Here is a 16,674-nt window from a genome sequence, read left to right as displayed (position 1 = left end):
TGCGTCAGGAGAGTTGACCTATCGTCCGGAAACAATTCTTGTATTGCGCAACCTGTGGTGGTAGCCGTCGTCGCCTTGAATTTGCACAGCTGCGGACACCGGGAGGTCGCGATGCAACGGGTGATGATCCTTGGACAGCCGGGCTCCGGCAAATCCACCTTGGCGCAAAAGCTCGGCGCCCGCACCGGACTGCCGGTCTTTCACATCGATCATATCCACTGGTCCCCGGGCTGGGTCGAGCGTCCGCGCGACGAAAAAAACCGCCTTTGCGCAGAGGTCCACGCGCGCGCTCAATGGATCTTCGAGGGTGGCCATTCCGCCACTTGGGCCGAGCGACTGGCGCGGGCCGATACGGTGATCTGGCTTGATGTGCCGCTGGGGCGGCGGATCTGGCGGGTGATCCGGCGTTCGCTGTTCTACTGGGGGCGCAGCCGTCCCGACATGCCCGAAGGCTGCCCGGAGCGGTTCAGCTTGGAGTTCTATCGTTTTATCTGGCGCACCCGCCGGTCCTCGCGCGACCAGATCAGACGTCTGATTACGCAGGCCCGGGCGGAGAAATCCGTACATGTTCTGCACACCCTGCGCGACGTCGACAGGTTCCTCGACAGCCTGTCGGCAAACCAGACCGGTGGAACTCCCACAGGCGGCATACAGACGGGATAGCTGCGCAGTCTGCGCGCTGCATGGCACGGAAAGCCCCGAGATATTGCACCTAGATTGCCCATGATGAAGGCCGCAAACCGCCATCACCCGGCGCGCGGATCAGTAGTCCGACACCAGCAGATGAGACGGTGCGACATCCTCGTCAATATCGCTGAAGCGACCGATCTTCATCTCGAACACATTATCGGTCCGGTCATCATTGACGGTCGAGACCTCGCCGATCAGACAATCGCCCCCTTCCGCCCAGAAGGCATGCCAGATGCCGGGCATGAGGGTGACGCTCTCCCCCGGTTGCAGCATCAGCTTGCCACCGGCAGGCAGCGTCCGCGCAATCCCATCCGTAGGCACAGTCACATCGGCCGAACGGTCAATGCCGCCTTCTGCATCCGGCGCGAACAGCTCAATCACCAAGGTGCCGCCACCGCGGTTGATGATGTCCTCGGCCTTGATGTCGTGACGATGCATCGGCGACAGCTGATCGCGGCGTGAGATCATGACCTTCTCCGCATAGAGCATCCCTCGTCCGGCGCTCAGATCGGCGTGGCTGCCGTTGCGGGTGGTGAACAGGAACAGACCCAGCTCGTCAAACCGACCCTGCCCGTAGTCCGTGATATCCCAGCCAAGGCCACGAGTGCGGATATCTGCAGCCTCCGGAGCGCGCATTTGCTCCGGCGTCCAATGGGCGAAGGGCGGAAGATGCATGCCGTGACTTTTGATGAAGGACCAACTGCGGTCCAGAATATCGTTTACCTCAGAGCGTTTCATGCCCGGTCTCCTTGATCGTCATTTTTGCTACGCCCCGCCTCAACGCCATGTCAGATCGGCGGGCAGTCTGGCGCTCGCGATGCGCTCAGCATTGGCAAGATCATTGCCCCGCGCCCGCGCCTCTGCCGCGGCCTGATCAAGGCCATGGGTCAACCAGCGCTGCACCAGCCGCGCCTCCAGATCCGCAAGCGGAACATCCAGTCGGATCGATACGTCCCACAGATCCGCCAGATCGCGCCAGCCGGGTTCGTCAAACAACAGGTAGTTGCCTTCGATGACCGCCACGCTGCAGTCCTGCCCCACATGCGCCGCACCGGCGATGGCAAGATCGCGACTGCGGTCGAACAGCGGGTAGATCACCTCATCATCCGCGCGCAGCGCATGGCAGAGCCGCTTAAAACCGCCCAGATCGAATGTCTCCGGCGCGCCCTTTCGCGGCATCAATCCGCGTGGTTCCAGCAAGCGATTGTCCAAGTGGAACCCGTCCATCGGCACGACCTCAGACCGGACGCCGCGCTCTGTCAGCATGGCCGCCAGCGGCTCCGAAAGGGTCGATTTACCGCTGCCCGGCGCACCGGACAGGGCAACCAGTCGACGCCCCCCGCCCGACAGGTCCAGCCGGGCAAGCACCGCATCACACAGCTCTTCCATCCGTCGCAGCATCACGCCACCGACATTTCCTGCTCTGGCTCCTTGGCGCCGGTCATATAGGCCACCGCATCGGACATCTCATGCTGTTTTGGGTCAATCACGCAGAGCCGCTTGCCCAGTCGATGCACATGGATGCGGTCGGCGACCTCAAACACATGCGGCATGTTGTGACTGATCAGGATGATCGGAATGCCGCGCGACTTCACGTCCTGAATAAGCTCCAGAACCCGGCGGCTTTCCTTGACGCCAAGCGCCGCCGTCGGCTCATCCAGAATGATGACCTTGGAGCCAAAGGCCGCCGCGCGGGCCACGGCGACGCCCTGACGCTGGCCACCGGACAGGGTTTCCACCGCCTGATTGATGTTCTGGATCGTCATCAGCCCGAGATCGTTGAGCTTTTCCCGCGCCATCGTTTCCATGCGAGCCCGGTCCAGCTGCCGCAGAACCTGCCCGCGCCAGCCCGGTTTGCGCAGTTCGCGCCCCATGAACATATTGTCGGCGATCGACAGCGCCGGAGACATGGCGAGGGTCTGATAAACTGTCTCGATCCCCGCTTCGCGTGCGTCGATGGGCGAGTGGAAATTGATCGGCTTGCCGTCCAGCTCCACCGTGCCCTCGTCCGGGATCACCGCCCCCGACAGGGCCTTGATCAGGGTGGATTTGCCAGCGCCGTTGTCACCGATCACCGCCAGGATCTCCCCCGGCATCAGCTCAAAATCACAGTGATCGAGGGCCGTCACGCGCCCGTAGCGTTTCACCAGGCCGCGGCCTTTGAGAATGGGTTCCATTACACCGATACCTTTCTGATCCACTGGTCCACTGCGACGGCAGCGATGATGAGCACACCGATGAGCAGATAGGTCCATTGCGCGTCCGCCCCCAGCAGCCGCAACCCGAGGGTGAAGACCCCGACGATCAACGCGCCGAAGAAGGTGCCCAACACCGAGCCGCGTCCGCCAAAGAGCGAAATGCCCCCGATCACCACCGCGGTGATGCTCTCGATATTGGCGAGCTGGCCGGAGGTGGGCGAGACCGAGCCGATGCGCCCGATCAGGGCCCAGCCGGCAAAGGCGCAGATCAGGCCTGACAGCATGTAGACCGAGATCAGTACCTTGTCGGTGTTGACGCCGGACAGCTCCGCCGCCTCCTTGTCATCGCCCACCGCATAGACGTGTCGCCCCCAAGCGGTGTGGCGCAGCACATAGGCGAGGATCAGCACCAAGAGCACCATGAACAGCACGCCATAGGTGAAGACCGCACCGCCGATTTTGAACTTCTCGCCAAAGAACTGCAGGAAAGGTGCCTCGGCGGATATTTCCTGGCTGCGAATGGTTTCATTGGCGGAATAGAGGAAATTGCCTGCCAGCACGATTTGCCACATACCGAGGGTCACGATGAAGGGCGGCAGCTTCATCCGTGCGACCAGCCAGCCATTCACAAAACCGCAGGCGGCGCCGCACATCAGCCCGCAAGCCACCCCGAGCGCCGGCGGCAGCCCGTAGCGGAAGGTGAACTGGCCCATGACCACCGAACTCAGCACCATGATCGCGCCCACTGAAAGATCGATGCCCGCCGTCAGGATCACCAGCGATTGCGCGCTGGCCACGATGCCAACGATGGCCACCTGCTGCAGGATCAGGGTCAGCGCGAAGGGAGAGAAGAATTTCGACCCCAGCAGCACACCAAAGGTCACGATGGACAGGATCAGCACGATCAGCGGCACCAGCGAGGGCGTCACATGCAGCGCGTGTTGGAGCCGCTGGATGAAACTCTGATGGCCCTGATCGAACTCTGCCACCTGATCCGGGCTTCCGGTGACAGCGGCTTCATAGCTCTGCGGGGTAGACATGATGCTCCTCCAAATCACCCGATGTCAGCGGGGTTGGTGTACTTTCTCTTGTGGTCCGAGAGGCCAATGGGGCGGGCAAGCATGTCCACCCCATTGGTATTGTGTGTGGAGAGAGGGGGCGCATACGTCCCCTCCGTGTCAGCTCAACCCCAGCAGAGGTTGGTGCCCTCTTCGGTGTCGATGCTGTCAACGCCATCCACGGGTTTGTCGGTCACCAGCGCAACGCCGGTGTCAAAGAAATCCTTGCCCGGTGTCGGTTCAGGCTTCACGCCTTCGTCGGCCCATTTCTTGATGGCCTCAACACCGAGGGACGCCATCATCAAAGGGTACTGCTGCGACGTCGCGCCGATCACGCCGTCCTTGACGTTCTGCACGCCGGGGCAGCCACCATCGACAGAGACGATCAGAACGTCATTCTCACGTCCGATGGATTTCAGTGCCTCATAGGCACCGGCGGCAGCGGGTTCGTTGATGGTATAGACCACATTGATCATCGGATCCTTGGCGAGCAGGTTCTCCATCGCCCTGCGACCGCCCTCTTCATTCCCGGCTGTCACGTCATTGCCGATGATGCGCGCGTCGTCCTCATCGCCCCATTTGTTGGGATCACCAAGGTCGATGCCAAAGCCCTGAAGGAACCCCTGATCGCGCAGCACGCCAACGGTGGGCTGGCTGACCGCCAGATCGAGCATGCCGATTTTGGCGTCGGCTGCGTCCTCACCCAGTGCAGCGGCAGCCCATTGGCCGATCAGCTCACCGGCGAGGAAGTTGTCAGTCGCAAAGGTCGCATCCGCCGCGTCGATCGGGCTGAGCGGCGTGTCCAGCGCAATCACCACAAGGCCCGCGTCGCGCGCCTGCTGCACTGCGGGCACGATGGACGAGGTATCGGACGCGGTGAGCAGGATGCCCTTGGCCCCATCCGCGATGCAGGTCTCAATCGCCGCGACTTGCGTTTCATGATCGCCGTCGATCTTGCCGGCAAAGGACTTGAGCTCCATGCCAAGCTCTTCGGCCTTGGCGGTGGCGCCTTCCTTCATCTTCACGAAGAAGGGGTTGGTGTCGGTTTTGGTGATCAGGCAGGCGGTCACCTTGTCATCGGCCTGTGCGGCACCTGCAATCAGGCCCACACCAGCGATGGTGGTCAGCAGAAGTTTCTTCATGGTCTCCTCCCAGAAACGCGTATTTCATGTCGCTTCGCCCCACCCTGTTCTCCCTTGGCGGGTGCGTCGCCTGCCCGCATGAAAGCCGCGATTCCTCGCCACTGTCAATAAATAATTCAACTTGATTTATTAACTATCCAGCGGCACGCTCTTGCCTCATGTGGAGGAGGAGCGCATAGACCGCACATGCCAGAGACACGTCCCTATACCAGCGGCGCAAATCAGAGCGAGGTGCGCGCGCATAATGAACGGTTGATGCTGTCGGTCCTGCATCAGGACGGCGCCATGCCGGGCAGCGAGATGGCACGGCGCACCGGCCTGTCGTCGCAAACGGTGTCGGTCATTCTGCGCAAACTGGAGCAGGATGGGCTGATCCTGCGTGGTGAGAGCCAGAAGGGACGCGTCGGGAAACCCTCGGTGCCCATGGGCATCAACCCCGAGGGGCTGTTTTCCTATGGCATCAAGATCGGGCGGCGCAGCACCGACTTGATGCTGATCGATTTCAGCGGAGGCATTCGCGCCGAGCGCCGCCTGCGGTATCGATACCCGCAACCTGACGAGGTGTTCGGCTTTATCGAAACCAGCCTGCGCGACATCGGGTCCGACCTGACCGCAGACCAGCGCGACCGCATCTGCGGTATCGGCGTCGCGACCCCCTTTGACCTGTGGCGCTGGCACGCACAGGCCGGCGCACCAAAGACCAGTCTTCAGGCCTGGAAAGAACTGTGCCCGGTGACCGAAATCGCCCGGTTCAGCCCCCTGCGATGCTTTGTCATCAACGATGCGACCGCCGCCTGTCGCGCGGAGCACATGTTCGGCGCCAGCCGCGCCTGGCGGGACAGCATCTACTTCTTCATCGCATCATTTGCCGGCGGCGGCGTGGTCCTGAACAATTCTGTCTATGAGGGCAGCATGGGCAACGCAGGGGCGCTTGGCCCGCTGCCCACGCGCCGTCCCGATGGAAGCGACGGACGCCTGCTCGACACCGCGTCGATCCGCGAGCTGGAACGGCGACTGGTGGAGGTCAATATCGATCCGATCGTGCTGTGGACGCAACCTCAGGACTGGAGCCGTCTGGAAGAGCATGTGGCGCAATGGCTGGAAGACACCGCTGTTGCGCTGGCGCGCGCGGCTCTTGCAACCTGTGCCGTCATCGATTTTCAGGCTGTGGTGATAGATGGCGCCATGCCCCCATCCCTGCGCGCGCGTCTCGTGGATCGGGTACGTGCCGAGCTGCCAACGCTGGACGCACGCGGTTTGATCCGACCCGTTGTGGCAGAGGGTGAGATTGGTGCCCATGCCTCTGCCCTTGGAGCCGCTGCCAAACCCCTGATCGCGCAATATCTGATGGACACGCACGCCGGGTTTGCTCCGGCGTCCTGAGACGCGACCCTGCCCCACCGGCGAGGGTTGACGGGTGATTTATGCGCGGCTTACAACCAATCTCAAATTGGTTGCCTCCCATCGAGGCCAGAAGTCAGGGCGAGAGACACATGTTGGAAATTGAAACGCTATTGCCCCTGGCGGGCGTTGCCGCTGCTGCAGGGGTTGCCGGGGGCATTCTTGCCGGCCTGCTGGGTGTGGGGGGCGGTATTGTCATCGTGCCCGCACTCTATTTCGCACTGGCCCTGACCGGCATGGATCCGGCGCTGACCATGCAGGTTGCCGTTGGCACGTCACTGGCCACCATCGTCTTTACTGCGCTGTCGTCGGGCTATGGGCACTACAAGAAAGGCGCTATCGACATGGCGCTACTGAAGCTCTGGGCGCCGTCGATCCTGGCGGGTGTCGTCATCGGCGGGGTTTTGGGCGGGCTGGTCTCCGGAAATGTGCTCATCGTGGTCTTTGCCACCGTTGCCATGGCTGTTGCTCTCGACATGATTTTGCGCAAACCCAAGGAAACCCCAGAACCGAGATCATTCTCCACACCCGTCTGGGCTGGTCTGGGCGTGTTCGCCGGTGCGGTCTCCGCGATGATGGGGATCGGCGGTGGCTCCGTCTGCGTGCCGACGCTCAGCTTTCTTGGCTATGACATCCGCAAGGCGGTCGGCACATCAGCCGCGATCGGGTTCATCATCGGCCTGCCGGGCGCCCTGATCTACATGGCGACGGGGTTCGGTGCCGAAGGTCTGCCACCGATGTCGCTGGGCTATGTGAACCTGCTGCTGGCGGCGATCATCATCCCACTGTCCACCACATTTGCGCGCGTGGGCGTGAAACTCGCCCATTCGATCCCGCGCCGGGCGCTGAAGCTGTCGTTCGGACTGTTCCTGATGGCGACCTCACTGCGCATGGTTGCGGATCTGGCCGAGCAGGCCGGATGGCTCTGAAGCCACCTGCCCCCGGCGCCGAGGCCCTGCGTCAGGCGATCCTGAGCGGGGAGCTGGCAGAAAACGGGCGCCTGCTGCCGGAACGTGCGTTGGCGCAGCGACTGTCCGTATCCCGCGCGCAACTGCGCGGGATATTGGATGATCTGGCCAGCGACGGTCTGGTCTTTCGCCGCCATGGGCAGGGCACCTTTTTGCAGCCGCCACCTGTGCAGGGCGCCGAGCGGCTCGGCGCGCTGGCCCAGCGTGTTTCTCCCCACGATCTGATGGAGGTTCGCCTTGATCTGGAACCCGCACTGGCCGCGCATGCGGCAGAGCGAGGCCGCGCAGAGGACAAGGCGCGCCTGGCACAGCTGACCAAAGCCACTCGATCTGCGGCCGACGCCGCCAGCTATGAACGGGCCGATGATCTGTTTCACTACAAGATCGCGCAAATGGCCGGGAACGCGGTTTTTTTGACGCTGTTTGAGGAAATTCGCAGCCTGCGGCAGGCAGCAGATTGGACACGCCTGCGGCAAGACGTTCTCGGCGTGGACGAAATCTCGCGGATTTCCGACGCGCATACGACCATCTGTGACGCGATCTGCGCCGGCCAGTCAGAAGCGGCGCGTCTTGCGATGCGCGCGCATCTGGAGCAGGTCTGGCAGACGTTGGAGCGCGCAGAGGGCTGAAAAGCGTACGAGCCCCGGTGGCGGCTCCGTCCTGTCAGCCACCAAGGTCCTTGAGAACCGCCAGCAGGTTGTCGACGTCTCCCTGTTCCAGATAGCGCTGCACCTCGATTACAATCCGGAGCTGCTTGGCCAGATAGGCAAGCTGGCGGTGGTTGTTCTCGATGTGACGGGCCGAGATTTCGGCGTCGATGGCCTCGGCCTCCTTGAGCAGTTTCTGCACCTCGGCGAGGGTCTTTTCATTGGCGATATCCTGTTTCTTCAGATGCGCCTTGATCGCGGACAGCCCCTCCAGCGCGATGGCACGGGCCTCGTCACGCACGGTGGTTTCCTGCTCCGGGTCGGCGATCGCGTCAAGCACCCTGCCCAGCGCCGCATCCAGTTTTGCAACCAGCCCGCTGCGCTCGCCTCCGGCAATGGGCAGCAGGTCATTCACCGGCAGCGACAGAGGCAAGTTCTGGCCCTTGGCCTTTGCCAGCAGTCCCCGGCGGGCGGCGACAAAGGTCTTGATCACAAAGCGCGACGCTTCGGCCGCGCGTGGTGAGCGCATCAGCGTCGCGGCCATCACCGCGCCATGCTCTGTATACATGAGCGGCGGCGTGCGCAGGCCACCATGGCCTTTTGATATTCCAAGTTGGAATTTCAAGTCGGCGAATTCTTCTGCATCGAGGCGAAAGGCAAAATCCTCGCCAAAACGATCGGTGTTGTTGCTCACCAGTTTGTTGAGGTTGCCGGTGGTGTAATCGAACAATGCGGCCAAATCGGCGTCGCGGATCACCGGTTGGCCGCGAAAGGTAAAAATCTGCGGTGTGGTCAATGTCTGATCCGTCATGCGGGCGCGCGGGGCTCCTGTCGGTGAAACGTCAATGACCCCAAGGTTGATCTTCCGGACCGGAAGATCAAGCCGAGACTGACCGCCGTCCGACACACGCCCGGCACCGCCGCACATATGCAAACCAGAACGGGCGGACCAATGGCCCGCCCGTCCCTGCGATTTCGCAATCTTCGGATTATTGCAGATCTTTGGCGCGGGCCGCGTCGATCTCTTCTTCTGCAACCGCGACGGCATCGGTCAGCGCAGCAAAGGCCTCCTCGCCCTTGGTCACATTGGCCTTGAACCAGTCGTAGACCGGCGAAGCAGCCTCTTTGAAGGCGGCTTTCTGCTCAGGTGACGGAACATACAGATCCCCGCCGCCCGCGACGAATTCCTCGTAGGCTGCGATCGACTTGCGCTTGGGCGAGGCAAAAGTGGCCTGCTGCAGCGCGTAGAAGCCATCGACAACCACCCGGCGCATATCTTCGGGCATCGCCAGGAAGGACTCGTTCGACATCCACCACAGGGCGCCCATATAGGCGTGACCGTCCAGGGTGATGTACTGCAGCCCCGCATCCGGGAACTTCATGCCCATGATGTCGGTGATGCCGTTCTTGGAGCCTTCGACCACGCCGGTCTGAAAGGAGGTGAACAGCTCCGGCCATGGGATCGGGGTCGGCGAAGCGCCCAGCGCCTTGACCAGTTCCTGCGGCAGATCCGCGACCACGGTACGGATCTTCAGGCCTTCCATATCAGACGGCTCTGCCACACGGCGCTTGGTGTTGGCAAAGTTGCGCCAGCCGCCGGTGTTGCCGATGGTCATCAGGCGGATGGTATCGCCGGAATCCTCCAGCGCCATATCGCGAATGGTCCGGGTGAAATCACCCGACAGCACATGCTCCGCCACCCGGTCGTTGGCCATCAGATAGGGCAGATCCAGCACCTGCACGTAAGGGAACAGGCCCGCCGCGCCACCGGAGGTGGAGATATAGACGTCGATGGAGCCATCCGCCACGCCCTGCAGGCATTCCGCGCCGTTCGAACACAGCTGGGTGCCGATGAACAATTCCACCTCGATGGCGCCGTTGGAGGCCGCCTCGACATAGTTCTTGAACACCACGAGACCGTCATAGTCCTCGTCGTTCTCGTTGGAATTGGCGGTGGCGCGGATGGTGTAATCCGCGGCCAATGCGGATGTCGCCGCACTCCCTGCCATAAGGGCCGCAACGGCGACCGTCTTGAGGGCTTTCTTGAGCATTTAGTGTCCTCCCTGATGCTCTTCTCTTTTATGCAGTCAATTCACAAACCCGGTCAGACGCGGGATCGTCATGGAAATGGCCGGAACGAAGGTGATCAGGAAGATCACCGCGATCTCGACGGCCAGAAACGGCAGGATGGCGCGCGCGATGGTGGTGACCCGCTCGCCGGAAACGGCAGAGGCCACAAACAGCACCAGCCCCATCGGCGGTGTCGCCAGCCCCACGGTGAGGTTCACGCACATGATGATGGCGAAATGCACGGAATCGACGCCAAGGCTTGCAAACACCGGGCCAAGGATCGGACCGAGAATGATGATCGCCGGTCCCGCATCGAGGAACATCCCCACCACAAACAGCAACAGGTTGATCAGGAACAGCAGCAGCAGCGGGTTTTCCGTCAGCGTCAGGATGAACTCAGCCAGCTGCTCTGGCGCATGGCTCAGCGACACCACCGTCTTGAACGACATCGCCGCGCCCACCAGCAACAGCACCACGGACGAGGTAATACCGGCCCGGGTGAAGACATCTGACAGCTCGCCCAGTTTAAGCGTCCGCAGCACAAACAGACCGATCACCAGCGCATATGCAACGGCAACGGCGGCGGCCTCTGTCGGGGTGAAGACCCCTGCAAGAATGCCACCGAGGATGATCACAGGGGTCAGCAGCGGGAAGAACGCCTTGAGGCTTGCCTGTCCCCGCTCACCCCAGGAATAGCGGCGCGAGGCGACGGGGAAGTCGTATTTGTCGGCCATGACCTTGACCATGACCATCAGGCCAACCCCGACGAGGATGCCCGGCACCAGCCCGGCCAGGAACAGCGCCGCGACGCTCTCGCCCATCACATAGGCGTAGATGATCATGATGCCCGACGGCGGAATGATCGGCCCGATGACAGAGCTGGCGGCGGTGATCGCGGCGGCGAACTTGCGGCTGTAGCCCTGTTTCTCCATCGCCGGGATCAGCATGGAGCCGAGCGCCGAGGTATCCGCCACCGCCGAGCCGGACAGACCGGCAAACAGCATCGACGACAGCACGTTCACATGCGCAAGCCCCCCGCGCAGATGCCCCATCAGCGCCTGAGAGAATTCAACCAGCCGCAGCGTGATGCCGCCTCGGTTCATCAATTCGCCCGCCAGCATGAAAAAGGGGATCGCCATCAGCGGGAAACTGTCCATGCCGTTATAGAGGTTGCGGTACAAAAGCGTGATGTCGCGCTCCTGCCCGTTCAGCCACAGCATCAGGCCCGGCGCGGCCAGAAGGCCAAAGAACACCGGCAGGCCGACCATCAGGAACAGCAGGAAAAGCGGCAAGAACCAGATCAGCATCACTCGGCTCCTTTGGCAGTGGCGAATTCAATTTCAGGCAGGCGGTCCGCCCCGCCGAGAAGCGCAACAAGGCGGTGCAGGATCAGCTCCACATTGACGAGGATCAGCAACGCCAGCCCCACCAGAAGCGAGAGCATCATCCAGCTGCGCGGCAAGCGGAACCAGCTGTCAAAGGCGATGGAGGTGGGCAGGTAGAGAGAGGCTGTGGCGAAGCGACCACCGATGCCGGTGACCTCCTTGTAGCCGATCTGGATGGCCACGATCATCACCAACAGGCTGAGCCCCAGAAGGATGAGCGACAGGAGCGAACCGACCCGCTGCGGCAACATCGCAGAGACCGTATCGATGGCGACAAACCCACCTTGGCGAAACGCCGTCGGCGCCATCAACCCGGTCATCCAGAGCATGCAGAACCGCGCCGCCTCGTCAGGCCAGGGCAGCGCGTTGTTCAGAACGTAGCGACAAAAGACCTGAATCAGGATTGCCACGACCATGGTCGCCACAGCGGCACATCCCAGCCAGCGCCCGATGCGCAAGAGGGTTGAGTTGATCCAGTACAGCGGTGTCACCACCGCCATCAATGCGTTCATGTTGCTCCTCCCAGAACCCGAACTTCGAAGCGCCCTCCCAGACACCCCGACAGCGCACCTGTCAGTGCCCGGTGACGCGGCCCATTTGCCCTTTGAAGAAGGCAAGCGCCTCGCCTTCCTCACGCATCTCCGCCCGGTTCACGACGCCCAGCACGATGGCATGGTCTCCCCCGTCATAGACCGCATGGCGGCTACATTCGAAACGCGCCAGACAGCCCTCAAGCACCGGCACGCCCTCCGCATTCAGCGCCAGGTCGAGATCACGCAGCCCAGCCGCATCCTTGGCCACGCTGTAGCAAAGGTCCTGCTGATCGGCGGCAAGGACATGGATCGCGTAGTGCTCTGCGGCCTCGAAATAGGGAAAGCGCCGCGAGTTGCGGTCCGGCGACCACAGAACCATCGGCGGGGTCAGTGAAACCGAGGAAAAACTGCTGGCGGTGATCGCCACCACACCTTCGGGCGTCTGCGCCGTCACGATGGTCACGCCGGTTGCAAAGCGGCCAAAGGCATCGCGCAGCAGTCGGGTGTTGCTCTCGTCCGGCACAAAGGCCTGTTGTGTCTTGTTGCTCATGTGCAGGCCCATGTTACGCGACCTCCTGGCCCAAGACGGCCTCGTAGAGACGGAACCAGCTCTGGCGGCCCAGCTCCACCTTCAGCGCGTCCGAAATGTTTTGGATGCGTGACAGGTTGTTGGTGCCCAGCACCGGCAGGATCATCGCCGGGTGACGCAACAGGAAGGCCACAGCCACGGCGGCGCGGTCGACACCCTGCGCGGTCGCGATCTCATCCAGACGCGAGGCCAGCTCCCCCTGACCAGTCATCAGACTGCCGCCGCCAAGCGGCGACCACGCCATGATTGGCTGGGCGTTCATCTGGTGGAACGCCAGATCGCCATTGGTGAAGGGCGAAGGCTCAGAAAGCGAAATCTCGATCTGGTTGGTCACCAGGGGGCTGGTCATCGCCGATTGCAGCAGGTTCCAGTCCCAGGGGCGGAAATTCGACACACCTACGGCTTTCACCTTGCCCGATTTGACCAGATCATCAAGCGTTGCACCGGTTTCGTGATGATCCATCAGCGGGTCCGGACGGTGGATCAGCAACAGGTCGATCTGCTCAATGTTCATTTCGCGCAAGGAGCGCTCTACCGCAGTCTCGATGTAGGCGCGCGACGTGTCATAGTATTTGACCGGCTTGTCGCTGTGGATGCCGATGGGCGCAACGATATCGCATTTCGTCACGATCTCCATCTGCGCCCGCAACGCAGGGTTCGATTTGAGCGCTGTGCCAAGGATCGCTTCGGCGCCGTAGTCGCCATAGATGTCAGCCTGATCGAAGGTGGTGATCCCCTGTTCCAAGCAGGCGTGGATCTTGGCTTCGACATGTTTGACGGATGTATCGGCATCATCACCGATCCGCCACATGCCGTAGATCAGGCGGGAAAGTTCAAGGTCGTCAGCTAGCTTTACGCGATCCATCAGCGGCGCACTCCTACACCAAGGGGTGTTTCTGGGGGGCTCGCCGGCACCCGGCCATAGGCCTCGGGCAGCGAGCAGGTTTTCATGTTGGGGAGGATGCGCGCACCGAAGTGTTCGGCTTCCTCGATATGGGGGTAGCCCGACAGGATGAAGGCGCGGATGCCCATCTTCTGATAGGCCTCCAGCTTGCTCATCACCTGGTCGGTGGAGCCAACCAATGCCGCGCCGCAGCCCGAACGAGCACGGCCAACGCCAGTCCAAAGATGCGGCTCGATAAAGCCGTCACCATCCGCGATCTCGCGGTTCTTGGCCTGATGGCTCACCCCGAGCGATTTGGCATCCAGCGCCCGCTCCCGAATGGCGGTGCCTTGCCCGTCGTCGAGCTGCGACACGATATAGTCGGCATATTCGCGCGCTTCTGCTTCGGTATCGCGCACGATGGTGTGCACGCGCAGACCGTAGTCCAGTGTACGATCGTATCGTTCCGCCACCGCGTGCACGGCCTGCATGCGGCCCTGAAGCTCTTCCATCTTTTCCGGCCACATCAGGTAGACATCGCAATGCTGCCCGCACAGCTCCAGCGCCGAGGGACTATAGCCGCCAAAATACAGCAACGGGCCACCGGTCTGATACGGCCTTACCGGATCCGTGGTGAGCCCGGAGAAGTTATAGACCTCACCTTCGTAGTTGATCTCGTCCCGGGTCCACGCCTGTTTCAGGATCTCCACGACCTCTCGCGAGCGCTGATAGCGATACGCGCTCTCGGCCTTCTCGCCCGGAAAATCGGAAGAGATGATATTCACCGTCAGGCGGCCCTCCAGCATGTGATCGAGCGTCGCGAGGGTGCGGGCCAGCATGATGGGCTGCATCTCACCACAGCGCACCGCCGCCAGCATGTTGATCTTCGAGGTGATCGGAGCACACCCAGCGACGAACGACAGCGTGTCCTGCCCCACCTGATAGGAGGAGGGACACAGGATGTTGCGGAAGCCCTGCGCTTCGGCGGTTTTCACAATCTCGGAACAATGGGCCCAGGATGACCGAAGGTCGCCATCCGGCACGCCAAGGAACTGGTAGTCATCCGAACACAGGGCAGAAAACCACGAGACTTCGGCAGCGTCCAGATCGGGCGATGTGATGGGAACGACGGTCATTTGGCTCTCCTGGAACAGTCGAATTTCCTCTTGCGTAGCAGCGGATTTAAAGTACATCAATGGTGCATCAATTATTTCCGCCCGTCCACACTCTTGCGCATGGGACCCCGCATGACCCCGCTGAACGACCTTGACCGAGACACCCCAACCGCCCTGCCGATCTACATGCAGATCAGCGAATTCCTGATCCGCGAGATCGCCGCCGGGCGACTGGTCGATGGGCAACGCCTGCCGCCAGAACGGGAGATGGCAAAGAGCCATGGGACCACCGTGCGCACCCTGCGCAAGTCCTTGTATGAGCTGGAGAAAAAAGGGCTTCTGGAACGTGTGCAGGGCTCCGGAAACTACATCCACGCCAACCACAAGGCGCAGAGCGTTTATTCGATGTTCCGGCTCGAATTGACCACGGGCGGGGGCCTGCCCACTGCCGATATTCTGGAGGTGGCTGCCGTCGAAAAACCGGCAGATCTGCCAGTGTTTGGCACCGCAGATCACGGCACGCGGGTACGCCGCCTGCGATTTCTCAACCGCATTCCGATCGCGGTAGAGGAGATCTGGCTCGATGGGGACGCCGGCATCATCAAGCCCGAGCAGATGTCAGATTCGCTCTACCGCACGTATCAGATGCAACTGGGCCTGATCATCGCCCGCGCCGAGGACCGCGTGTCCATCGGCCATGTGCCCGACTGGGCCCCGAACAGCTTTGCGCTCCGCCCCGGAACGCTCACCGGCTATATCGAACGCTTCAGCTGGGCCGAGGTTGCGGCCCCGGTGGAGTTTTCCAGAACCTGGTTCGACACGAACAAGGCGCTCTATGTACAGCGCCTGATCTGAGGGAGACACTCTTGTCACAAATCATCAATTACGGCGTCATCGGTTGCGGCATGATGGGGCAGGAACACCTGCGCAACATCGCACTGTTGGACGACACACGCGTCGCGGCGATCTTTGAGCCGGACGCCCAAATGGCCACGGAGAGCCGCAAGTTCGCACCCGACGCGCAGTTTGTGGACAGCGTGGACGCGCTGCTGGCGGTGGAGGCGCTGGACTGCATCCTGATCGCCAGCCCCAACTATCGCCACGTTGAACAGCTGGAGGCCCTGGCGGCCCATCGTCCGCTGCCGGTGCTGGTGGAAAAACCGCTCTTCACTGACCCCGCACATGCGGAGCGACTGGCGGCGTTCCGCGCCAATTACCCCGCGCCGGTGTGGGTGGCGATGGAATATCGCTACATGCCGCCCGTGGCGACCCTGCTGGCCGAGGCCGAGGCGGCCACTGGCGGCATCAAGATGCTGACCATCCGCGAGCACCGGTTTCCCTTCCTTGAAAAGGTCGGCGACTGGAACCGTTTCAACCGCTTCACCGGTGGGACGTTTGTGGAGAAATGCTGCCACTTCTTCGACCTGATGCGGCTGACGCTGAAGTCGGAACCTGTTCGGGTGCTGGCCTCAGGGGGCGCGGATGTGAACCATCTGGGTGAACGCTATGACGACGAGGCGCCGGATATCCTCGACAACGGCTATGTCATTGTCGATTTTACCAATGGAACCCGCGCCATGCTGGAGCTGTGCATGTTCGCCGAGGGCGCCCGCTATCAGGAAGAAATCTCTGCCGTGGGTCCAAAGGGCAAGATCGAGGCGCTGGTGCCGGGGCCGGGCCGGTTCTGGCCGGACCATCTGGGCGAACCGCCGGTTCCGCAGGTTGTAGTCTCGCCACGCGCCCCCAAGGGGCCAGAGATTCGCGACATCCCGGTCGACCCCACGCTGCTGGAAGCCGGCGACCACAATGGATCGACCTTCTATCAGCACAAGGGTTTTCTAGACCTTGTGCGTGGCCTGCGCGCGCAACCCGACGTGAGCTTGGAGGACGGTCGCATTGCGGTGCTGATGGGCATGGCGGCGCAGATTTCCATGACCGAGCATCGCGCCGTGGAGATTGCAGAGCTGCTGTGACGTCACAGAATTTGCGAAAGGC

Annotated in this window: 18 protein-coding genes; 6 read left to right on the top strand and 12 right to left on the bottom strand. The window is 62.1% G+C overall.

Annotated elements, in window-relative coordinates:
* Positions 1–111: 111 nt before the first annotated feature.
* Positions 112–663, top strand: coding sequence for an AAA family ATPase (locus tag R0J92_RS10505; RefSeq protein WP_106163877.1), 552 nt, complete (start codon positions 112–114; stop codon positions 661–663).
* Positions 664–762: 99 nt separating this feature from the next.
* Here R0J92_RS10505 and R0J92_RS10500 read toward each other — a convergent pair whose 3' ends face one another.
* The 5 genes from R0J92_RS10500 to R0J92_RS10480 form a co-directional block, all read right to left on the bottom strand.
* A complete protein-coding gene (locus R0J92_RS10500) occupies positions 763–1,428 on the bottom strand; it encodes a D-lyxose/D-mannose family sugar isomerase (protein ID WP_411051636.1) in 666 nt (221 codons plus the stop codon).
* 39 nt (positions 1,429–1,467) lie between these two features.
* On the bottom strand, positions 1,468–2,091 hold the full coding sequence (locus tag R0J92_RS10495; protein ID WP_411051761.1) for a nucleoside triphosphate hydrolase: 624 nt from the start codon (positions 2,089–2,091) through the stop codon (positions 1,468–1,470).
* The gene (locus tag R0J92_RS10490; protein WP_106163880.1) at positions 2,091–2,867 is read right to left on the bottom strand and encodes an ATP-binding cassette domain-containing protein; all 777 of its coding nucleotides are present in this window, start codon (positions 2,865–2,867) and stop codon (positions 2,091–2,093) included. The genes R0J92_RS10495 and R0J92_RS10490 overlap by 1 nt, the downstream gene beginning before the upstream one ends.
* Positions 2,867–3,928, bottom strand: a complete 1,062-nt coding sequence (locus tag R0J92_RS10485) for an ABC transporter permease (RefSeq protein ID WP_317385367.1) — start codon at positions 3,926–3,928, stop codon at positions 2,867–2,869. Before R0J92_RS10485 ends, R0J92_RS10490 begins: the two co-directional genes overlap by 1 nt.
* 143 nt (positions 3,929–4,071) lie before the next feature.
* Positions 4,072–5,088 (bottom strand): sugar ABC transporter substrate-binding protein, encoded by a 1,017-nt coding sequence (locus R0J92_RS10480; RefSeq protein ID WP_106163882.1) that lies wholly within the window; start codon positions 5,086–5,088, stop codon positions 4,072–4,074.
* Between the two features lie 186 nt (positions 5,089–5,274).
* Here R0J92_RS10480 and R0J92_RS10475 point away from each other — a divergent pair, with 186 nt between their 5' ends.
* The 3 genes from R0J92_RS10475 to R0J92_RS10465 all read left to right on the top strand — a co-directional run bounded on the left by R0J92_RS10475 (position 5,275) and on the right by R0J92_RS10465 (position 8,086).
* On the top strand, positions 5,275–6,471 hold the full coding sequence (locus R0J92_RS10475) for an ROK family transcriptional regulator (RefSeq protein WP_106163883.1): 1,197 nt from the start codon (positions 5,275–5,277) through the stop codon (positions 6,469–6,471).
* A gap of 110 nt (positions 6,472–6,581) precedes the next feature.
* The gene (locus tag R0J92_RS10470; protein WP_411051635.1) at positions 6,582–7,418 is read left to right on the top strand and encodes a sulfite exporter TauE/SafE family protein; all 837 of its coding nucleotides are present in this window, start codon (positions 6,582–6,584) and stop codon (positions 7,416–7,418) included.
* The gene (locus R0J92_RS10465) at positions 7,409–8,086 is read left to right on the top strand and encodes a FadR/GntR family transcriptional regulator (RefSeq protein WP_411051634.1); all 678 of its coding nucleotides are present in this window, start codon (positions 7,409–7,411) and stop codon (positions 8,084–8,086) included. Before R0J92_RS10470 ends, R0J92_RS10465 begins: the two co-directional genes overlap by 10 nt.
* A gap of 34 nt (positions 8,087–8,120) precedes the next feature.
* On the opposite strand, the gene R0J92_RS10460 is transcribed toward R0J92_RS10465, so the two are convergent.
* The 7 genes from R0J92_RS10460 to R0J92_RS10430 all read right to left on the bottom strand — a co-directional run bounded on the left by R0J92_RS10460 (position 8,121) and on the right by R0J92_RS10430 (position 14,700).
* On the bottom strand, positions 8,121–8,915 hold the full coding sequence (locus R0J92_RS10460) for an ORF6N domain-containing protein (protein WP_106163886.1): 795 nt from the start codon (positions 8,913–8,915) through the stop codon (positions 8,121–8,123).
* Positions 8,916–9,093: 178 nt separating this feature from the next.
* Complete coding sequence (dctP, locus tag R0J92_RS10455) at positions 9,094–10,155, bottom strand: TRAP transporter substrate-binding protein DctP (RefSeq protein WP_317385363.1); 1,062 nt, start codon at positions 10,153–10,155, stop codon at positions 9,094–9,096.
* Between the two features lie 36 nt (positions 10,156–10,191).
* Positions 10,192–11,481, bottom strand: coding sequence for a TRAP transporter large permease (locus R0J92_RS10450; protein ID WP_106163888.1), 1,290 nt, complete (start codon positions 11,479–11,481; stop codon positions 10,192–10,194).
* A complete protein-coding gene (locus R0J92_RS10445; protein WP_411051633.1) occupies positions 11,481–12,071 on the bottom strand; it encodes a TRAP transporter small permease in 591 nt (196 codons plus the stop codon). Before R0J92_RS10445 ends, R0J92_RS10450 begins: the two co-directional genes overlap by 1 nt.
* Before the next feature lie 61 nt (positions 12,072–12,132).
* Positions 12,133–12,642, bottom strand: coding sequence for a flavin reductase family protein (locus R0J92_RS10440; RefSeq protein ID WP_106163939.1), 510 nt, complete (start codon positions 12,640–12,642; stop codon positions 12,133–12,135).
* A 13-nt stretch (positions 12,643–12,655) separates the two neighbouring features.
* Positions 12,656–13,546, bottom strand: coding sequence for an aldo/keto reductase family oxidoreductase (locus R0J92_RS10435; RefSeq protein ID WP_411051632.1), 891 nt, complete (start codon positions 13,544–13,546; stop codon positions 12,656–12,658).
* Positions 13,546–14,700, bottom strand: a complete 1,155-nt coding sequence (locus R0J92_RS10430; RefSeq protein ID WP_411051631.1) for an LLM class flavin-dependent oxidoreductase — start codon at positions 14,698–14,700, stop codon at positions 13,546–13,548. The genes R0J92_RS10435 and R0J92_RS10430 overlap by 1 nt, the downstream gene beginning before the upstream one ends.
* Before the next feature lie 111 nt (positions 14,701–14,811).
* Between R0J92_RS10430 and R0J92_RS10425 the strand changes: the two genes are divergently transcribed.
* Positions 14,812–15,534, top strand: a complete 723-nt coding sequence (locus tag R0J92_RS10425; RefSeq protein WP_106163892.1) for a GntR family transcriptional regulator — start codon at positions 14,812–14,814, stop codon at positions 15,532–15,534.
* An 11-nt stretch (positions 15,535–15,545) separates the two neighbouring features.
* Positions 15,546–16,652 carry a Gfo/Idh/MocA family protein gene (locus R0J92_RS10420; RefSeq protein WP_411051630.1) on the top strand — a complete coding sequence of 369 codons (1,107 nt, stop codon included), beginning with the start codon at positions 15,546–15,548 and terminating at the stop codon, positions 16,650–16,652.
* The last annotated feature ends 22 nt before the right edge of the window (positions 16,653–16,674 follow it).

Source organism: Tritonibacter sp. SIMBA_163 (assembly GCF_046535935.1).
Lineage (GTDB): Bacteria > Pseudomonadota > Alphaproteobacteria > Rhodobacterales > Rhodobacteraceae > Epibacterium > Epibacterium scottomollicae.
Note: the sequence above shows the minus strand (reverse complement) of the source record. Positions and strands in the feature narration are given on the sequence as shown.